The sequence below is a fragment of the Gramella sp. KN1008 genome, from assembly GCF_004332155.1.
Lineage (GTDB): Bacteria > Bacteroidota > Bacteroidia > Flavobacteriales > Flavobacteriaceae > Christiangramia.
The window spans coordinates 64,736-83,386 of the sequence record NZ_SJDV01000010.1; the positions used below are offsets into that span (position 1 = coordinate 64,736).

13 protein-coding genes are annotated in these 18,651 nt (G+C 40.9%); 7 read left to right on the plus strand and 6 right to left on the minus strand.

From position 1 onward, the window contains the following. The first annotated feature begins 7 nt into the window (after positions 1-7). The 5 genes from EZJ28_RS14560 to EZJ28_RS14580 all read left to right on the plus strand — a co-directional run bounded on the left by EZJ28_RS14560 (position 8) and on the right by EZJ28_RS14580 (position 8,543). Positions 8-1,231, plus strand: a complete 1,224-nt coding sequence (locus tag EZJ28_RS14560) for a glutamate-5-semialdehyde dehydrogenase (protein WP_347562609.1) — start codon at positions 8-10, stop codon at positions 1,229-1,231. 97 nt (positions 1,232-1,328) lie between these two features. Further along, the gene (locus EZJ28_RS14565; protein ID WP_131399181.1) at positions 1,329-3,194 is read left to right on the plus strand and encodes a peptidase M61; all 1,866 of its coding nucleotides are present in this window, start codon (positions 1,329-1,331) and stop codon (positions 3,192-3,194) included. Between the two features lie 109 nt (positions 3,195-3,303). Then, positions 3,304-5,307 carry a monovalent cation:proton antiporter family protein gene (locus tag EZJ28_RS14570; RefSeq protein ID WP_131399183.1) on the plus strand — a complete coding sequence of 668 codons (2,004 nt, stop codon included), beginning with the start codon at positions 3,304-3,306 and terminating at the stop codon, positions 5,305-5,307. A gap of 46 nt (positions 5,308-5,353) precedes the next feature. Then, positions 5,354-7,024 (plus strand): AarF/ABC1/UbiB kinase family protein, encoded by a 1,671-nt coding sequence (locus EZJ28_RS14575; protein ID WP_131399185.1) that lies wholly within the window; start codon positions 5,354-5,356, stop codon positions 7,022-7,024. 28 nt (positions 7,025-7,052) lie between these two features. Beyond that, positions 7,053-8,543, plus strand: coding sequence for a S10 family peptidase (locus tag EZJ28_RS14580; protein ID WP_131399187.1), 1,491 nt, complete (start codon positions 7,053-7,055; stop codon positions 8,541-8,543). Here the strand turns inward: EZJ28_RS14580 and thrC are convergent. From thrC to EZJ28_RS14605, 5 genes are all read right to left on the minus strand, one after another. Beyond that, entirely contained in the window at positions 8,540-9,835 is a 1,296-nt protein-coding gene (gene thrC, locus EZJ28_RS14585; RefSeq protein WP_131399189.1) for a threonine synthase, read from the minus strand. The two genes, EZJ28_RS14580 and thrC, sit on opposite strands and share 4 nt — an antisense overlap. Then, the gene (locus EZJ28_RS14590) at positions 9,832-10,752 is read right to left on the minus strand and encodes a homoserine kinase (RefSeq protein ID WP_131399191.1); all 921 of its coding nucleotides are present in this window, start codon (positions 10,750-10,752) and stop codon (positions 9,832-9,834) included. Before EZJ28_RS14590 ends, thrC begins: the two co-directional genes overlap by 4 nt. 2 nt (positions 10,753-10,754) lie before the next feature. Further along, a complete protein-coding gene (gene thrA / locus EZJ28_RS14595) occupies positions 10,755-13,202 on the minus strand; it encodes a bifunctional aspartate kinase/homoserine dehydrogenase I (protein WP_131399193.1) in 2,448 nt (815 codons plus the stop codon). Between the two features lie 342 nt (positions 13,203-13,544). Then, the gene (locus EZJ28_RS14600) at positions 13,545-15,008 is read right to left on the minus strand and encodes a magnesium chelatase (RefSeq protein ID WP_131399195.1); all 1,464 of its coding nucleotides are present in this window, start codon (positions 15,006-15,008) and stop codon (positions 13,545-13,547) included. A 12-nt stretch (positions 15,009-15,020) separates the two neighbouring features. Then, positions 15,021-16,151 (minus strand): VWA domain-containing protein, encoded by a 1,131-nt coding sequence (locus tag EZJ28_RS14605; protein WP_131399197.1) that lies wholly within the window; start codon positions 16,149-16,151, stop codon positions 15,021-15,023. Between the two features lie 170 nt (positions 16,152-16,321). Here EZJ28_RS14605 and EZJ28_RS14610 point away from each other — a divergent pair, with 170 nt between their 5' ends. Both EZJ28_RS14610 and EZJ28_RS14615 read left to right on the plus strand, forming a co-directional pair. Next, the gene (locus EZJ28_RS14610; protein ID WP_131399199.1) at positions 16,322-17,143 is read left to right on the plus strand and encodes a phosphatase PAP2 family protein; all 822 of its coding nucleotides are present in this window, start codon (positions 16,322-16,324) and stop codon (positions 17,141-17,143) included. Positions 17,144-17,154: 11 nt separating this feature from the next. Next, positions 17,155-18,249: an endonuclease/exonuclease/phosphatase family protein gene (locus EZJ28_RS14615; protein ID WP_131399201.1), complete on the plus strand. Its 1,095-nt coding sequence runs from the start codon at positions 17,155-17,157 to the stop codon at positions 18,247-18,249. Here the strand turns inward: EZJ28_RS14615 and EZJ28_RS14620 are convergent. Beyond that, positions 18,236-18,646 (minus strand): two-component system response regulator, encoded by a 411-nt coding sequence (locus EZJ28_RS14620; protein ID WP_131399203.1) that lies wholly within the window; start codon positions 18,644-18,646, stop codon positions 18,236-18,238. The two genes, EZJ28_RS14615 and EZJ28_RS14620, sit on opposite strands and share 14 nt — an antisense overlap. Between the last annotated feature and the right edge of the window lie 5 nt (positions 18,647-18,651).

The window sequence follows — 18,651 nt, forward strand, 5'->3', positions numbered from 1 at the left end:
GAATAACATAACTAAACTTAAGAAACGAGAAATGAAGTTGATAAAATCAGAAACCAAGAACAATGTCTTGAAATCCATGATGAATATCCTGGACAAAAGACGCAAGGAAATAGTTGAAGCAAATAAAAAAGATCAGGAAGCTTTTAGTCGTGACGATCAGGCATTATATGACAGGCTGGTTGTTAACAATAAGAAAGTGGACGACATGATACGGTCAGTTCGCGAAGTGATGGAGCAGGATGACCCTGTAGGCCAGGTTATTGAGCATAGAACCCTTGATACCGGTCTTGATATCACCAATAAAACAGCACCTTTCGGAAATATCCTGATCATTTATGAATCAAGACCCGATGTTACTATCGAGGCAGCCGTACTTGCTTTTAAGGCCAATAACAAGATCTATCTTAAAGGTGGTAAGGAAGCCATTAACAGTAATAAGATCCTTGAAGAGTGCTGGCATGAAGCACTTAAAGAAAACGGTCTTGAAAAAAACTGGATTGAATTGCTGCATATGGACAGAACCGAAACCCAGGAATTCCTGAAAAACCCGCCAGTGCAATTAGACCTAATCGTACCTCGCGGTGGTGAAAGACTGATCGGTTTTGTAAAAGAACATGCTACCGGAGCCGTACTGGTAAGTGGTAGGGGAAATAACTTCCTCTATGTTTCTAAAAATGCCGATTTTGAAGTAGCCAAAAAAGTGATGCTGAACGCGAAGATCGATAAGATCTCCGGTTGTAATGCTTTAGACAAGGTTCTTGTAGATAAGAATATAGAGGATTTTGAAGGAAAACTGAAAGAACTTCAGCAACTTTTCCAGGATAATAAAGTTAAGATCCTTGTAGATGAGGAAGTTTCAAAAGTACTCACCGATGAGGAAAAAGTACCTTCTGAAGACACCTGGTATGAAGAATTTTTGGCCATGAAAATTGTTATCGGAGCAATCGATGGTCTGGATTCAGCAATTGAAAAGATAAATCATTATTCAGGTGGTCACTCCGCTTCTATTATCACTACTGATAAGGATGAAGCTTTAACCTTTATGGAGCAGGTGGACAGTGCTGCCGTTTATCATAATGCCTCTACCCGATTCACCGATGGCGGACAGATGGGTGTTGGTGCAGAGCTAGCAATTTCAACAGATAAATTGCACCACCGTGGCCCACTTGGATTAAAACAACTTGTCACTAATAAGTATTATGTACTGGGTGAAGGCCACGTTAGAGTATAAAATGATCTTTTTATAAACTTATTAAGGCGCCTCCGGGCGCCTTTTTTTGTAACATTTTATTCTAAATCCTGTCTTATAAAATAAAGACGACTTATTTATGAAGAAATTTTTTATCGGAATCGCAGCGGTATCTATGCTGTTTGCGTGTAAAACCCCTAATGTACCACAGGAAGAACAGCCCATTGTGGCTACTATAGACCTGGTGGATGTTGTAGATGACAAGGTATGGGTAAGTGTAGATCCTGACAGATTTACAACCGAAAACACCACTTTTTACATACCCAAAACAGTTCCGGGAACCTATTCCACTGATAACTATGGGAAATTCACTGAAAACTTCAAAGCTCTGGATTATAAAGGCCGGGAAATGGAGGTGGTGAAACTTGATGATAACAGCTGGAGCATAGCCAATGCCGAGGATCTGGATAAGGTGATCTACCAGGTGAATGATTCTTTCGACTGGGAAAATGAAGGTGGTGTATATTCAATGGCCGGAACAAACATTCTGAAGGATAAAAATTTCCTCTTGAACCTTCATGGCTTTGTAGGCTATTTTAAGGATATGAAAGAAAAGGAATATCGCCTGGAAATTCAAAGACCCTCTGATCTTATTCCCGGCACTTCCCTGACCGTGGACAGAACGATGAATAGTGGAACGGGTAGGGGCAGTACCGATATTTTTAGCCTTGACAGATATTTTGAAGTAATAGATAACCCTATCATGTATGCCCAACCTGATACCGCAAAAATCCAGGTACAGGGAATGGAAGTCCTACTGGATGTTTATTCACCAAACGATAAATTTTCTGCTCAGGATCTAAAGCCTTCCGTACAGAAAATGATCAGTGCTCAAAAGAAATTCCTGGGAGAAATTGATAATACCAGTAAATATGCGATCCTGTTGTACCTGGCTGAAAGTGACAAGCCCGATGCTGGTAATTTTGGCGCTTTGGAACACCATACTTCCACGGTCGTTGTGCTTTCAGAAGGTAGTTCGCTAGCCTCGCTGGAACAATCGATGACAGATATAGTTTCGCACGAGTTCTTTCACATTCTTACCCCTCTCAACGTACATTCTGAAGAGATACATTATTTTGATTATAATGATCCCAAGATGTCTCAGCATTTATGGATGTATGAAGGTGTGACCGAATACTTTGCGAATCTCTTCCAGGTGAACCAGGGACTTATAAGCAACCAGGAGTTCTATAACAGGATGGTAGAAAAGATCGAGATCGCCAGTAACTTTGATGATACCATGCCGTTCACGGTAATGAGTAAAAATGTACTGGAAGAAGAGTATAAGAACAGCTATTATAATGTTTATATGAAGGGAGCTCTTATCGGGATGGCTCTGGATATAAGACTTCGTGAACTAAGCGGTGGGAAGATGGGAATCCTGGACCTTATGAAAAAACTGAGCGACAGGTACGGGAAGAACAAACCCTTTGAGGATGAAAAGCTCATCTCTGAAATAGTTGAACTTACTTATCCTGAGATTCAGGACTTTTTTGACACCTATGTAAGTGGCTCCACTCCTATTCCATATTATGAGTTCTTTGAGAAAGCCGGTCTGCAAGAAAAAGAGATCATGGACGAGGTGGGTTTTTTCCTCAACGGGCAAACACCTTATATAAGAGGGGATCAGCAAACAATGCAGCTCATTGTAAGAGAAGGAATCGAGCTTAATACTTTTCTTGATAAAATTGGAGCACAGGGAGGAGATATCATTAAATCAATTAATGGTACCGAATATAACCTTCAGAACGTTTATAATCTGATTAGCGCTAGTCAGGAATGGGAAGAAGGCGAAGCTTTTAGCATGAGAGTAGAGCGTAACGGTGAAGAGGTCCTGTTAGAAGGTGTGATAAGCACTCCCAAAGCTAAAACAAAAAGGCTTGCAGAGATGCAAAATGCCGATGGAGAACAGATGGAACTACGAAATGCCTGGTTAAAAGGTTAATAGACTTTAATGAAAAAAAGCGGCAGATAATTACTGCCGCTTTTTTTATGGTTAAAATTCAGTGTATCCTCTTTATCTTCTTATATTTAAAATTCATTTTAACCAACCTATGGAAATTCCTATTTTAAAGGATATCGTCATTATTTTGGGATTATCTATTCTGATAATCCTCATCTTTCAGCGATTAAAACTACCAGCCATCCTGGGGTTTTTGATCGCAGGAATAATTGCCGGACCTCATGCCTTTAATTTAATTAGTTCACAACATGAAGTAGAACTGCTCTCTGAAATCGGGATCATCTTTCTGCTATTCGTTATCGGAATCGAATTATCACTAAAAGGTCTGGCCTCTATCAAGAGGATCATATTCCTTGGAGGTGGCCTACAGGTTGGTGGTACCATTTTAATAACCGCGGCGATCTCACATTTTATAGGGCTTCCCTGGAACACCTCAATTTTCCTTGGCTTTCTTTTTAGTCTGAGCAGCACCGCAATTGTACTGAAGTTATTACAGGAAAAAGGAGAAATTGCCTCTCCATATGGGAGAATAGGACTGGGAATCCTAATATTTCAGGATATCATTGTGGTTCCCATGATGCTTTTCACTCCGCTCCTTGCCGGTGAAACTCCAAATATTCTTTCCACAGTGGCTATTATGGCATTAAAAATCTTAATAGTCCTTATTCTTGTCTATATTCTTGCCCGATACATAGCACCAAAAATATTCGGATGGGTTGTAAAGACAAAGAACCAGGAACTCTTTGTACTCACAGTGGTGGTGTTTTGCTTTGGGGTAGCCTGGCTCACTTCCACAGTGGGATTATCCCTGGCACTGGGTGCATTTTTCGCCGGACTTATAATCTCTGAATCAGATTACAGTCATCAGGCAACAGCAAATGTGCTTCCCTTCAGGGAGATATTCATAAGTTTCTTTTTCATATCGGTAGGAACCCTGCTAAACCTTGATTTCTTTTTTAACAATATCATCAATATTTTGCTGCTGGTCATTGGGGTGATCCTTTTAAAAATGCTGGTTGTAGGACTTACGGTGGCTATTCTAAAATATCCTGCCAGAACTATTTTCCTCGCATTGTTCAGTCTTTTTCAGGTGGGTGAATTTTCATTACTTCTATCGGGTGTGGGGAAAGAAAATGAAATAATTCCAGAAAATATTTACCAGTATTTCCTGGCCATTTCGATCATCACTATGGGTATTACACCGTTTCTAATTGAGAACGCCCCGCGTATAACCTATTCTATTCTGAAGGCGCCTATTCCTTCAGCCGTAAGAAAACGACTGGAGAATATCAAAAGAAGTAGTAAAGCCGATGAGGAATTTTCAGAAGAAAACCTTCATGACCATCTCGTGATTATTGGATACGGAATAAACGGAGAAAATATTTCCAAAGCTGCCAGGCAGGCCGAAATTCCTTACGTGATAATTGACACAAATCCAGAAACCTTTGAAAAAGCAAAGGCCAAGAAAGAGCCCATTATCTTTGGAGACGCCACCAATACAACACTTCTTAAACATGCCCATATACAGGAATCCCGGGTAGTGGTGATCGCAATTTCTGATCCGGGGGCGACCCGAAAAATACTCTCAAGTATACGACAGTTTACCAAGACCGCTAACGTGATTGTAAGGACAAGATATGTAAGAGAAATTTCAGAAGTAATCAGACTTGGAGCTGACGAGGTGGTACCGGAAGAATTTGAAACTTCAATTGAGATCTTTACCAGGGTCCTTAAAAAATATCTGGTTCCTTTCGATGAGATCCAGGGATTCATCAATCAGATACGTTCTTCAGACTACGAGATGCTTACTTCCATGAAAAAAGCTCCGCACTCCCCTGCACTGCAACACCTAAATATTCCTAATAAGGAGATCGTTACCCTCAAAGTCCAGCGGGATAATCGTAAGATCGTGGGAAAAAGTATCGAAGATTCAGGCATTGGTAAGAATTACCGTGTAACTATTCTGGCCATTCAGCGGGATAAACGCTACCTCACCGAAATCTCGCCAGAAACCATCATTCAGCAGGGAGACCTGCTTTACCTTTTTGGTCATCCCAGTAATATTAATCATTTAAACACCATGCTTTCTTTTTGATACTGGTTAATTTCATAAATTTAGAACCCTAACCATTTTTTAAATCATGAGCCACAAGCCAGATAAGATTAAGAGGTATTACAAGTTTATTCATTTCATGCTGAAATACTGGAACAGTGACCTTTTCAGACAAACTACTTCAGCAGCCATAGATGAAGAACTTGCTGAAGAAAATGAAGACGAACAATTTGACCAGACGCCCGAGGAGCTGGTGGAGGATCTGAAAAATATGGGCCCCACCTACATCAAACTTGGGCAGCTTCTTTCTACAAGACCAGATTTGTTACCTGATGAATATCTGGATGCTCTGGCCAATCTCCAGGATAACGTTTCCCCGGTTCCCTTTGAAGATGTAAAAAAGATTATTGAAGAAGAACTGGGTACCAGGATTTCCAAGGCTTTCAATGCTTTTGAGGAAAAACCTATCGCCAGTGCTTCCATAGGTCAGGTACACCGGGCAGAACTGCTTTCCGGCCGGCCTGTAGCTGTAAAGGTCCAGAGACCGGGTATCAGGAAGCAGTTTATGGAGGACCTCGAAACTCTGGACGAACTAACCCAACTTGCGGTAAAACATCTGGAAAAGGCCAAAACCTATGCTATAGATGAAGTCTTTGCCGAGTTAAGGCGGATATTGATCAACGAGCTTGATTACCATAAAGAAGCGCAGAACCTCAAAACCTTAAAGGAAAACCTGCAGGATTATGAACATTTGATTATTCCTGCACCTGTAGATGATTATAGCTCATCAAGGGTGTTGACCATGGAATTCGTTAGCGGAAAAAAGATCACCTCACTTTCTCCTTTGAGACAATTGGAAAATGATTTTTCAGGATTAGTGGAAGAATTGGTGGAAGCTTATTTACAACAGATCATTAATGACGGTTTTGCGCATGCTGATCCGCATCCCGGAAATATCAAATTTACAGATGATGACCGAATAGCTCTTATAGACCTGGGAATGGTGGCCCGTTTTGGACCTAAGCTTCAGGAAAACCTTATTGAGCTTTTACTTGCGATAAGTCGTAGTAACGGGGAAAAAACAGCTCACATTCTGCTTAAGATGAGTGAGATGGACGAGGATTCTCAGCCCAAGGAATTCACGAAAACCGTGAGTGATGTGATCATGGAAAGCGAAAACAGCAGGGCTAAAGATCTGCAAACCGGCAGAATCCTTATTCAACTCAACAGGCTTGCACTTAATACCCATATAAAATTACCCGTAGAAATAAATATCCTGGGGAAGATCCTGTTAAACCTTGATCAGATCGTAGCGATGCTGGATCCCGAATTCGATCTTAGAGCAGCCATCCAAAGAAACGTGCATGATATCATGCGGAAAAAGATGATCAGCGAACTAAAGCCTGAGAATTTTTTCAGTACCGTCATAGAATCCAAACACTTCCTGGAGAAAATGCCGGAACGGATGAACCGGATCTCTGAAAATCTGGCCAATAATGAAATGAAGATCAAGATAGACGCCATAGATGAAAAACGCGTTACCGATGGTTTTCAAAAGGTGGCCAACCGTATTACCCTAGGCCTCATTATAGCAGCTATGATCATTGGAGCTTCCATGCTTATGCAGATCCCTTCAGACTTTACCATTTTTGGATATCCAGGCCTGGCAATGTTATTTTTTATACTTGCCGCAGTGGGAGCCATCGTCCTTAGTTATGTAATCGTCTTTAGAGATGAAAACCTTAATAACAAGAATTAACTTTAATTATTAGAATACCATAATCGATATGAAGAGAATCTCTTTTTTTATTGCCTTAAGTCTATTCACATTTTTAAACACAAACGCCCAGAAAATTGAGATCCCTCTGGATACTTCCGTAGTCACGCAACATTCGGTGACTATAAACGGAGAGAGGATTGGATATACTGCTGAAACCGGAATGCTGCCTTTGTGGAGCGAGGATAGGGAGCCAATTGCGAGTTTATTTTATACTTATTACACAAGAAACGGAATTAAGAACACAGAAAACCGGCCATTGGTGATCTCCTTTAACGGTGGGCCCGGTTCGGCTTCGGTATGGATGCATATCGCTTATACCGGGCCTCGCGTACTGAAAATAGATGATGAAGGTTTTCCTGTACAGCCTTACGGGATAAAGGAAAATCCACATTCAATCCTGGATGTGGCCGATATAGTTTATGTAAACCCTGTAAATACTGGATATTCCCGCCCCATCCCTGATGAAGAAGGAAAAGTTCACCGCGAAAAATTCTTCGGAGTTCAGGCAGACATAGAATACCTGGCCGAATGGTTGAATACTTTTGTTACAAGAAAGAACCGCTGGTTATCCCCAAAATACCTCATTGGGGAGAGTTATGGTACCACCAGGGTGTCAGGTCTGGCCCTTGAATTACAGAACAGCCAGTGGATGTACCTTAACGGGGTGATCCTTGTCTCTCCAACCGAAATAGGCCTGGATCGTGAAGGCCCGGTCGAGATCGCGAACCGCCTGCCATATTTTGCTGCAGCAGCATGGTATCACAATGCTTTACCACAGGAACTTCAGAGCAAAGATCTGGATGAATTACTACCGGAGGTTGAAGAATATGCTATAAATGAATTATTACCTGTACTTGTAAAAGGTGGGTTTACCGAAGATTCGAAAAAACAGGAAGCAGCTCAAAAAATGGCTTATTATTCGGGAATTTCAGAAAAAGTGATCCTCCAGAATAACCTTGAAGTTCCTTTCAGGTATTTCTGGAAAGAATTGTTGCGGGAAGATAAAGGTTTCTCTGTAGGACGCCTTGATTCAAGATACCGAGGTCTGGACGCCAAAGAATCCGGAGATAGTCCTGATTATAATTCGGAACTCACTTCATGGCTGCATTCCTTTACTCCCGCAATCAATTATTATTTAAGGGAAGAACTTAAATTTAAGACAGATCTTAAATATTTCATGTTCGGGCCGGTTCATCCATGGGACAGAAGCGGAAATAATACCGGAGAAAACCTTAGACAGGCGATGGCGCAGAATGCAAACCTCGATGTGTTGATCCAGTCGGGTTATTTTGACGGAGCCACTACTTATTTCAATGCGAAATACTCAATGTGGCAGCTTGACCCAAGCGGAAAAATGAAAGACCGCCTCAGCTTTAAGGGATACCGAAGCGGCCATATGATGTACCTGCGAAGCGAGGACCTTAAAAAGGCAAATGATGATCTGAGAGAATTTATTCAGAACACATTGCCTGGCGAAGGTGAGCCCGCCAAATATTAACTCAATAAATATCCCTTCAGGTCTTCGTAGTTGCTGATTTGAAGGGATTTTTTTTCCTTATGCCTTATCCTTTCTATTGAATCGGGTATGGCCACCTTCTCACCTATCACATTCTCCACAGTATCTAAAAATTTCACCGGGTGAGCGGTTTCCAGAAAAGTTCCATAATATCCGCTTTTGTCTTTCAGGAATTTCTGAAGACCCAGGTAACCAACAGCTCCATGTGGATCCATTACATAACCGGTTTCATTAAAGACCTCATTAATGGCATTTTTTGTCTGTATGTCGTCAAAACTATAAGCCGAAAGATTCTTTTTCAGGGAAAGATATTCGTTATTAAATAGTTGAAGTATACGTACAAAATTGCTAGGATCACCTACGTCCATGGCATTAGAGATAGTCTGGACACTCGGCTTTGGCTTATAGACTTCAGTTTGCAAATAACTTGTCACGGTATCGTTTGCATTATTTGATGCTACAAAATGATCGATGGGCAATCCCATTTCTTTCGCCAGCATCCCGGCACAAATATTTCCGAAATTTCCACTGGGTACTGAAAACACCAGTTTTTCGTGCTTTTCCTGTAGTTGTTTATACGCGAGAAAGTAATAGAACATCTGTGGTAACCATCTTGCAAGATTGATAGAGTTGGCCGAGGTAAGTTTTCGTTTTTCGGAGATTTCATCATCCAGAAAAGCCTGTTTTACCATCGCCTGGCATTCATCAAAAGCTCCATCTACTTCAAGGGCGGTAATATTTTGTCCTAAGGTCGTTAGTTGTTTTTCCTGGATCTCGCTTACTTTTCCCTTTGGATACAGGATCACAACATCTATTCCCTCTACTCCCAGGAAACCATTAGCCACGGCTCCTCCTGTATCACCTGAGGTGGCTACAAGTACGGTAACATTCCCGATATTTCCTTTCTTTATAAAATATCCAAGGCTTCCCGCCATAAACCTGGCTCCCACATCCTTAAATGCAAGAGTAGGCCCGTGGAAAAGTTCCAGGCTTCCTATTCCCTCCTTTACCTTAACTACGGGGAACTCAAAATCAAGGGTAGTGTTAATGATCTCTTCCAGAGCATCATCCGGAATTTCACTACCTACATAATCCCTTATAGCCTCAAAGGCAATTTCGGTTTTGCTTAGTTCAGGTAGTTTCTTAAAGAATGATTCGGGTAGTTTCACAATTTCCTCGGGGAAATAAAGGCCTTTATCCGGGGCAAGCCCCCTAATTACAGCATTTTCAAAATTACTTACGTGGTCCCGGTTGTTTAAACTGAAATATTTCATAATATTTTTACTCCCTCTTTATTAATTGCTGAAAGATGAAGATCGAATTCGATCCCTTTTTTCTCATAAAACTCCTTTATTGCCTGTTTTACTCTTTCTGCATTTTCATCTCCTCTACATAGTGCATATACCGAAGGTCCGGAACCAGAAATACCAAAACCTAAAGCTCCGTTTGCCACAGACAGCTCATCAAGTTCCTGGAAATAAGGAATAAGGATAGAGCGAACAGGCTCAACGATATCATCCTCCAGACTTCTGCCCAGAAGATCATAATCTTCAGTATAAAGTGCACTTACTAATGCGCCAAGATTCCCCCACTGATTTATGGCTGATTTCAGGCTGACATTTTGCTTGATGATGGAGCGGGAATCTTTAGTCTTGATCTCGATCAAAGGATGCAATACCACCATTCTCAGTTGGGAAGGGACCGGTAAGCTAAGGACTTCCAGAGGACAATAGCTGCGTACCAGGCTAAAACCTCCCAATAAAGCCGGTGCAACATTATCGGCATGTTCGTTTCCGCTGGCTATTAGCTCGCCCTGCATGGCAAAAGGAATAAGATCCTTTGCCTGGTAAGGTTCTCCCAGCAGTTTATTAGCAGCGAACACTGCCCCGGCAGAACTTGCAGCACTACTACCAATTCCGCTGCCGGGTTTTATCTTTTTATTGATCTCTATATCAAACCCCTGATCAGATTCAAGATCTGCCAGGAGTGCCTTCACGGCTACACTGGCCACATTCTTATCAGAGTCTACCGGAAGATCCTGCCCGGTAATCCTCGTGATCCTAACCTCATTAAGGTCATTTTTTCTAACAGACATTTCATCGCCTACCGAATCCAGACAACACCCGAGAACATCAAATCCGCAGGAAAGGTTGGCAACGGTTGCCGGCGCAAAAACTTTTATTTCTTCCATATCTATTTCTTTCCTACCCTTATGATATCGGCAAATATTCCTGATGCGGTCACCTCAGCACCAGCACCGGCTCCTTTCACGATCAATGGATGTTCAGGATATCTTTCAGTGAAAAATAATACAATATTGTCACTTCCGCTAAGACCATAAAAAGGATGGTCTGCTCCAACTTCCTGTAGTCCTACCCTGGCTTTTCCATCTTCAAGCTGTGCAACATATTTCAATTCTGCATTATTATCAGAGGCTTTTGCATACATCTTCTTGAATTCAGGTTCATCCTGTTGAAGCAATTCGAAGAATTTCTCATTCGATTCTGAATTAAGACTTTCCTGAGAAAGGAAGTCATCTCTTTCAATATCTTCAAGTTCCAGTTGATATCCGCTTTCACGGGCAAGGATAAGAATCTTCCTGGCCACGTCTACCCCACTCAGATCGATCTTTGGATCGGGTTCGGTATAACCTTCCTTCATGGCCGTTTCCACTACCTTATAAAAAGGTTCCGACGCATCATAGTTATTGAATACAAAATTAAGACTTCCTGAAAGGACCGCCTGAATCTTTGTGATCCGGTCACCTGACGCCACAAGGTTCTGTAATGTATCAATAATTGGAAGTCCGGCCCCTACATTAGTCTCATAAAGGAATGAGGCTCCATATTCCCTGGCCAGGTCCTGCAGGTTCTGATAGTTCTCAAAAGCATCGGCACAGGCTATTTTATTACAGGTCACCACCGAGATGGAATTAGCAAGATAATGTTTATACCAACCTGAAATTTCAGGACTGGCCGTATTATCTACAAAAACACTGTTCCTTAGGTTAAATTCCTTCACCCGCTCGAAGAATCCTTTTTTATCGGCTTCCTCAGCATTTTCCAATTCTTCCTGCCAGTTCTCAAGGTCTATCCCGTTCTCACTGAAAAGCATCTTTCGGGAATTGGAAAGTCCAAGTACCCTGACTTTCAGTCTTAATTTCTCAAGTAGATAATTTTCCTGTTTCTTAAGCTGATCTATCAGCTTACTGCCAACATTCCCAACTCCTGTAATGAAAAGGTTCATCTCTTTTGAAGGCACCTCGAAGAACTGCTCATGCAGCGTATTCAGAGCTTTTGTTACATCTTTTTTGGCAATGACCGCCGAGATATTCCTTTCCGAAGAACCCTGAGCGATCGCCCTTATATTGATATTGTTATTACCAAGAGCACTGAACATTTTTCCGCTAAGCCCATGATGGCTCTTCATCCTGTCACCAACCAGTGCTATAATTGCCACGTTATCCTCGATCTCAACAGGCTTTATCTTCTTATAATTTATCTCAACTTCAAAAGCCTCATCGATGGCTTCCTTGGCCTGTTCGGCTTCATCGGCTTTCACCGCGATACAGATACTATGTTCTGATGAGGCCTGAGTAATAAGCACCACATTGATATTCTCCTGGAATAGAACTTCAAAGAAACGCTTTGAAAAACCTGGAATTCCCACCATGCCACTTCCTTCAATATTAAGTAGTTTTATGGAATCGATATGGGTAATACCTGTCACCCAGCGAAAATTCTTCTTACTCGATTTGGAAATTAAGGTTCCGGGATGATCCGGTTCAAAAGTGTTTTTGATATGTATTTCTATATTCTTATCCAGCAATGGCTGAAGTGTTGGCGGATAGAGAACCTTGGCACCAAAATGCGAGAGTTCCATAGCCTCCTCATATGAGATTTCCTTTAACGAATAAGCCTGAGGTACCAGGTTAGGATTTGCCGTAAACATACCGTTGACATCGGTATAGATAAGTACTTTTTCAAGATCCAGAGCCCCGGCGATTATGGCTGCAGTAAAATCGGAGCCTCCGCGACCTAAAGTACTTGGAACACCCTGATCATTTCTCGAAACAAAACCTGGAACTATATAAAGATCAGCATCATTTTTCTTAAAGAAACCGGTAATATTCGTATTGGTCTTTTCATAATTAACCTGAACCTTTTCACTTAGGTTCTTACAAACTATTAACTCACGGGAATCCACAAGAAGAGTGTTATTGTTCAGGCTTTTGAAATATTCAGCGATTATCATTGAGCTAAGGATCTCTCCAAAACCGGAAATCACATGACGGGTCTTATCGGAAAGTTCGTTCAATAAAAAAACTCCTTCGTAAAGAGTTTCAAGTCGGTTAAACTGATTTTTTACCTTGCTGAGTATACTGCTCTGGGCGGTCACTGGAATCAATTCCCGCACAGCTTCCAGGTGACGTTTTTCGTTCTTTTCAAGGATCTCCTTGTATCTAAGGTCTTCTTTTGCCGCAAGCTCGGCCATTAATAAAAGATCATTGGTCACTCCGCCAAAAGCGGAGACAACGGTGACCACAGAGTCATCTTCCAGATGTTTTTGAATAGTTTTTGAAACCAGTTTTATTCTTTCTGGTGAAGCGAGGGACGAACCTCCAAATTTCAGGATATGCATAACTGAAACCGTTTAAAATTAATAAGATTAATAAGAGATTAAAATATACAGGTACGGACGGAAATTATATAGCAAGAACCCCAAAAGGGGTAATACCTGTAATCATAATAATACCAATAAGACGCATTCGGAAAGGAATTTTCCCGGCAGTGATATTGATATTTTTTTGAAGATTTCTCACAGTTTTTCTTTGAAAACTTGAATAAAGGTATTCAAATAAAATTAGCGGCAAAACTTTTCACTTAAATCCTATTAAGAATTATGAGATTAATAATTTATCCAAATAAAAAACCCGATAATAGAATTTACCGGGCTGTTTTTTAATGATTTGTAAATCTGAAATCAGAGGCCACTGATATAACTTCCATAAAGATCCTTAAACTGAAGGCCTTTTGAAAATCGATGTTTGCTTAACTTTTTATACTCTACCAAAGCCCAGAGTAAAAACTCCTTCATGAAGTATTTGTCCTTATCATCCACCTCCGGCTGATATTTTTGAATGAGTTCATTAAGCGGTTCTACCGAATCCAGTTTTTCTTTATACTCAGCTTCAGGAAGGTCATCCGGTAGTTCAAAGCCTGAACCTTCAAAGAACCATTCAACAAGATCATCATATGGGGTGGTTTCATCTGGTCTCTTCAGTTTCTCTATCTTGGGAAAATAATTCGGGAACAATGTCTTCACTGCTTCTCCTATTAACTGCAGAGCAACAAAAGCAGCTCCCTCCTGCTCGCCTTCATAAACGAGTTCAACCTTCCCAGTTATAGAAGGTATGACTCCCAGAAAATCGCCAAACCTAAGCATGGTTTGTTCCTCACCGTTTTTAATCGCTCTCCTTTCCGCCGTGCTTAAAAGATTTTCAAAAGCCGTGATACTCATTCTTGCGCTCACCCCGCTCTTATGATCTATGAATTCGCTATCCCTGGCCTCGAAACTTATCTGCTCAAGCAGATCTTTGGCGATCTCGGGAACATACACCAGTTCTTTCTGGCGATCATCTAGCTGGGCTTCCTGCGCAGTAATGACCTTGGCTACTTCAATACTCTCAGGATAATGAGTGAGTATCTGGGAACCAATACGGTCTTTAAGCGGAGTAACGATACTTCCTCTGTTGGTATAATCCTCCGGGTTAGCGGTAAACACAAATTGCATATCCAACGGAAGTCTTAATTTGAAACCCCGTATCTGGACATCCCCTTCTTGAAGTATATTGAAAAGTGCGACCTGGATCCTTGCCTGTAGATCGGGTAGCTCGTTAATTACAAAAATACTGCGATTCGCACGTGGGATCATCCCGAAATGTATTACGCGCTCATCGGCATAACTCAATCGTAAATTAGCTGCTTTAATAGGGTCTACATCACCAATAAGATCTGCCACGGTAACATCTGGAGTCGCCAGTTTTTCAAAGAATCTTTCATCTCTATGGATCCAGGATACAGGAGTTTCATCTCCTTTCGTGTTTAAAAGGTCTTTTGCGTAGCGACTTATAGGTCTTAACGGGTCATCATTGATCTCTGAGCCTTCCACCACCGGCATCCATTCATCCAGTAGATTTACCATTAGGCGTGCGAGCCGGGTCTTTGCCTGTCCGCGAAGTCCCAGAAAATTGATATTATGCCGGGAAAGAATTGCACGTTCCAATTCGGGGATCACGCTGTATTCATAACCATGTATTCCTTCAAAGGCATTTTCTTTATTCCTTATCTTTTCCTTCAGGTTATCCCTAAGCTCGTCTTTTATGCTTTTACTTTGGTAACCGGCTTTTTTTAAAGCCCCTAATGTTCTAATATTTCCTTTATCCATATATTCTCTTTCTTAGCCTCTTATTCTTTTTTTTCTGTTTATCTCATAATCCTCAAATATCATTTCACCCAGGCCTTTTAAACCTGTATAAAAAGCTTTACCCTGATTTGCAATGGTGAATTCCTGTACAAACCTGGTTAGATAAGGATCCTGTGCTATCATAAATGTTGTGATGGGAATATGCAGTTTCCTGGCCTGTCTGGCCATATTGTAACATTTATCCACAATATAAGGGTCAAGCCCCATACTGTTCTTATAATAACTACCATCTCTTTCCCTTACACAACTGGGCTTTCCATCGGTGATCATAAATATCTGCTTATTGGTATTCCTTTTTCGTCGAAGCAGATCCATAGCCAGCTGTAGCCCGTCAACAGTATTTGTATGATAAGGGCCAACCTTTAAATAAGGAAGTTCTGAAATGGAGATAGGCCAGGCATCGTTTCCAAAAACCAGAATATCCAGGGTGTCTTTCGGATAACGTGTGGTTATAAGTTCTGAAAGTGCCATGGCTACTTTTTTTGCCGGGGTGATCCTATCTTCACCATATAATATCATACTATGGCTAATATCTATCATGAGCACCGTACTCATCTGAGATTTGAAGTGAGTTTCTTCAACTACCAGATCGTCTTCAGACATTTTAAAATCACCAATCCCATGGTTTATCTGGGCGTTACGGAGACTTTCGGTCATTGAAATACGCGAAAGGGAATCACCAAACTGAAATTCCCGGAAATCGCCGGTATGCTCATCTCCCTGCCCAATATGACTCGTTCTATGGCTACCTGCGGAACCTTTTTTAAGTTTTCCGAAGATCTGCTCGAGTGCCTGCTGCCTTATAGCTCTTTCGGTTTTGGCAGTAATAGCCATTTTACCGCCACCATTCTGATCTATTTCTTCTCTTATATAACCTTTTTTCTTAAGGTCATCAACAAAGTCATCCAGCGTATAATCTTCATCGGTTAGCTGATATTCTTCATCCAACTGCTTCATCCACTCCAGTGCCTCATCAAGGTCACCCGAGGTATGAGTGATGATCTCCTTGAAGATCTCAAACAATTTATCAAAAGGAGATTTTTCAGGTTCATCATACTTGTTGAAAATAAAACCTCTAATTTCCTTATCTACATTCCTTTTCATATTCTTAAAAATAACTCATTTTATACAGAAAGTGAAAGTCTGCCATATAAACACAAACTAAACTTTTGTTAAATGAATTCTTTGCAGTACCGGGACTGTATTGTTATTCTTTTCTTAATCATTCTGCATTTTTCTTCAGAATAAAAGAGATTTGAAAAAAAATCTAACCTATGAAGAATTATATCTGCCTCCTATTTATATGCCTGGTTTCATTTAACGTAATAGCACAGGAAACGAATTCTCCTTATGAAACGAATTTCTGGCAGGACGCTACCTGGATAACTGGAGGTATAGGACTTAATGTTCTGGGAGTTTATACCATACAGAACAAACCAGGTCTCAGTGAGGCCGATCTGGCAGCACTTGACAGGGATAATATATGGAAGATAGATCGCCGAGCTGCAGGAAATTATTCTAAAAAAGCAGATGAATTAAGTTACCTGCCCTTCTTTGGGTCATTTGCTACGCCCCTGCTCTTTTTAGCCGGTGAAGATGAAAGAAAGAATTTTGGCCAGATCTCAGTACTTTTTGTTGAAACCATGGCCACTACCGGAGCGGCTTTTTCCATTACCGCCGGTGCTGTGGAGAAAAGTCGGCCGCTTGTTTATAACGAAGATTTACCCATGGAAGAAAGACTCGATAATGATGCTCAGCGTTCCTTTTTTGCCGGACATACTGCAGCTACCGCCGCTGCAACCTTCTTTACGGCCAAGGTTTTTCATGATTTTAATCCCGATTCGCCAGCTATCCCATATGTTTGGGCGGGTGCAATAGCAGTTCCGGCCTATGTAGGCTACCTTAGAACTAAAGCAGGTAAACATTTTTTAACAGATAACATCATAGGCTTTGGAATTGGGGCTGCTTGCGGTATCTTAGTTCCTGAAATCCATAAAGTGGATAATAAAAATGTGGAGATATATCCCACGGCGGGCTATAATTTGCTTGGAACAGGGATTGACACAAAAGGTATTGGAATGACTTATTCCTTTTAAATATTTAAAATATGAATATTGGAGAGATTATAATTATATTCTTCTCGGTCTTAATGTGTATTCCTACTCTTGCCTCTATTACCAGGTATGACCACTGGTGGATACGCGGTTTCGATTTTCCACGTATCCAGATAAGCGTTCTAACGGCAGGTATAATAACAGCTTCATTTATATACTATGATTTCTCCAAAGCCTGGCATCTTATAGCTATTTTAATACTTTCATTAAGCCTCACTTACCAGTTAGTCAAAGTATATCCTTATACTTATCTTCATAAAAAGCAGGTTCTGAGATTTCAGGGAAGTGAGCCGGGGACAACTATTTCGGTGCTGGTGAGCAACGTGCTAACACCTAATAAAAGAAGCGACAAGCTTATTGCGCTGGTAAAAGAAAGGAAACCAGATATTCTTTTGACCCTGGAAACCGATAAAAGGTGGGAAAACGAACTCTCGGTACTGGAAGATGAATATAAATACACAGTTAAAATTCCAAAGGATAATCTTTATGGGATGCATTTATATTCTAAATTAAAATTAGAAGATATCAAGGTTCGCAATATAGTTCAGGAGGACATTCCCAGCATTCATGCATATGTAGTCCTTGGAAACGGAAAAAGAGTAAAAATCCACTGTCTGCATCCCATGCCTCCAAGTCCCACTGAAAGTGAAACCTCCACAAACAGAGATGCAGAATTATTAATGTTAGGCAGGGATTTGGATGCCGATAAAGAGACTACAATGGTCATTGGAGATCTTAATGATGTAGCCTGGTCGCGCACTACCAAATTATTTCTCAAAATGAGCGGGATGATGGATCCAAGAATTGGGCGTGGCTTTTTCAATACCTTTCATGCCGATTATTTTTTACTGAGATGGCCTTTAGACCACGTTTTTCATACCAAGGATTTTACTTTGGTGGAAATCGCACGGGAAAGAAATATTGGTTCCGATCATTTCCCCATGTACATCAAATTAAATTACAGACCTACGGCAAAATCAGTAAATGAAGAAACTGAAAGACCAGAGCCGGAAGAAGAAGAATGGGCGGAAGAAAAGATCCAGAATGCTAATCCTCTTCAGCAAAAGATAGATCTTAATTTTCCTTAAAAAACCGGGATAAGGGACTTATCCCCTTTAATTTGCTACAATGTTTGGCCGAAACGGGTTTTTCTATAAAATCCACCACATGTTCGTCATTCGCAGCATTTCTCTTATCTCTTCGATCAATTGATGAAGTTACCATTACTACATGGCAAAACTCATTATTGGGCACCTCCTTGAGCTTTTCCAAAAATTCCCATCCATCCATAGAAGGCATATTAATATCCAACATTATCAAGTAATGAATATTATCCTCTGGCGATAAATTTTCTTGTAAAAAGTCAAGTCCCGCATGAGGATCCTTAAAAACAGTCGGATCTTCATCAAGTCCTGCTTTACTAACCATCTTACTTTGAAGAAAGGTAACTATGGGGTCATCATCTATGATAATTGTGCGTAACATGTGCA

Excerpts from the sequence above, each read along its gene's own strand:
- EZJ28_RS14565 (WP_131399181.1), top strand. The coding sequence starts at position 1,329 with ATGAAGAAATTTTTTATCGGAATCGCAGCGGTATCTATGCTGTTTGCG.
- EZJ28_RS14570 (WP_131399183.1), top strand. The coding sequence starts at position 3,304 with ATGGAAATTCCTATTTTAAAGGATATCGTCATTATTTTGGGATTATCT.
- EZJ28_RS14575 (WP_131399185.1), top strand. The coding sequence starts at position 5,354 with ATGAGCCACAAGCCAGATAAGATTAAGAGGTATTACAAGTTTATTCAT.
- EZJ28_RS14580 (WP_131399187.1), top strand. The coding sequence starts at position 7,053 with ATGAAGAGAATCTCTTTTTTTATTGCCTTAAGTCTATTCACATTTTTA.
- thrC (WP_131399189.1), bottom strand. The coding sequence starts at position 9,835 with ATGAAATATTTCAGTTTAAACAACCGGGACCACGTAAGTAATTTTGAA.
- EZJ28_RS14590 (WP_131399191.1), bottom strand. The coding sequence starts at position 10,752 with ATGGAAGAAATAAAAGTTTTTGCGCCGGCAACCGTTGCCAACCTTTCC.
- thrA (WP_131399193.1), bottom strand. The coding sequence starts at position 13,202 with ATGCATATCCTGAAATTTGGAGGTTCGTCCCTCGCTTCACCAGAAAGA.
- EZJ28_RS14600 (WP_131399195.1), bottom strand. The coding sequence starts at position 15,008 with ATGGATAAAGGAAATATTAGAACATTAGGGGCTTTAAAAAAAGCCGGT.
- EZJ28_RS14605 (WP_131399197.1), bottom strand. The coding sequence starts at position 16,151 with ATGAAAAGGAATGTAGATAAGGAAATTAGAGGTTTTATTTTCAACAAG.
- EZJ28_RS14610 (WP_131399199.1), top strand. The coding sequence starts at position 16,322 with ATGAAGAATTATATCTGCCTCCTATTTATATGCCTGGTTTCATTTAAC.
- EZJ28_RS14615 (WP_131399201.1), top strand. The coding sequence starts at position 17,155 with ATGAATATTGGAGAGATTATAATTATATTCTTCTCGGTCTTAATGTGT.
- EZJ28_RS14620 (WP_131399203.1), bottom strand. The coding sequence starts at position 18,646 with ATGTTACGCACAATTATCATAGATGATGACCCCATAGTTACCTTTCTT.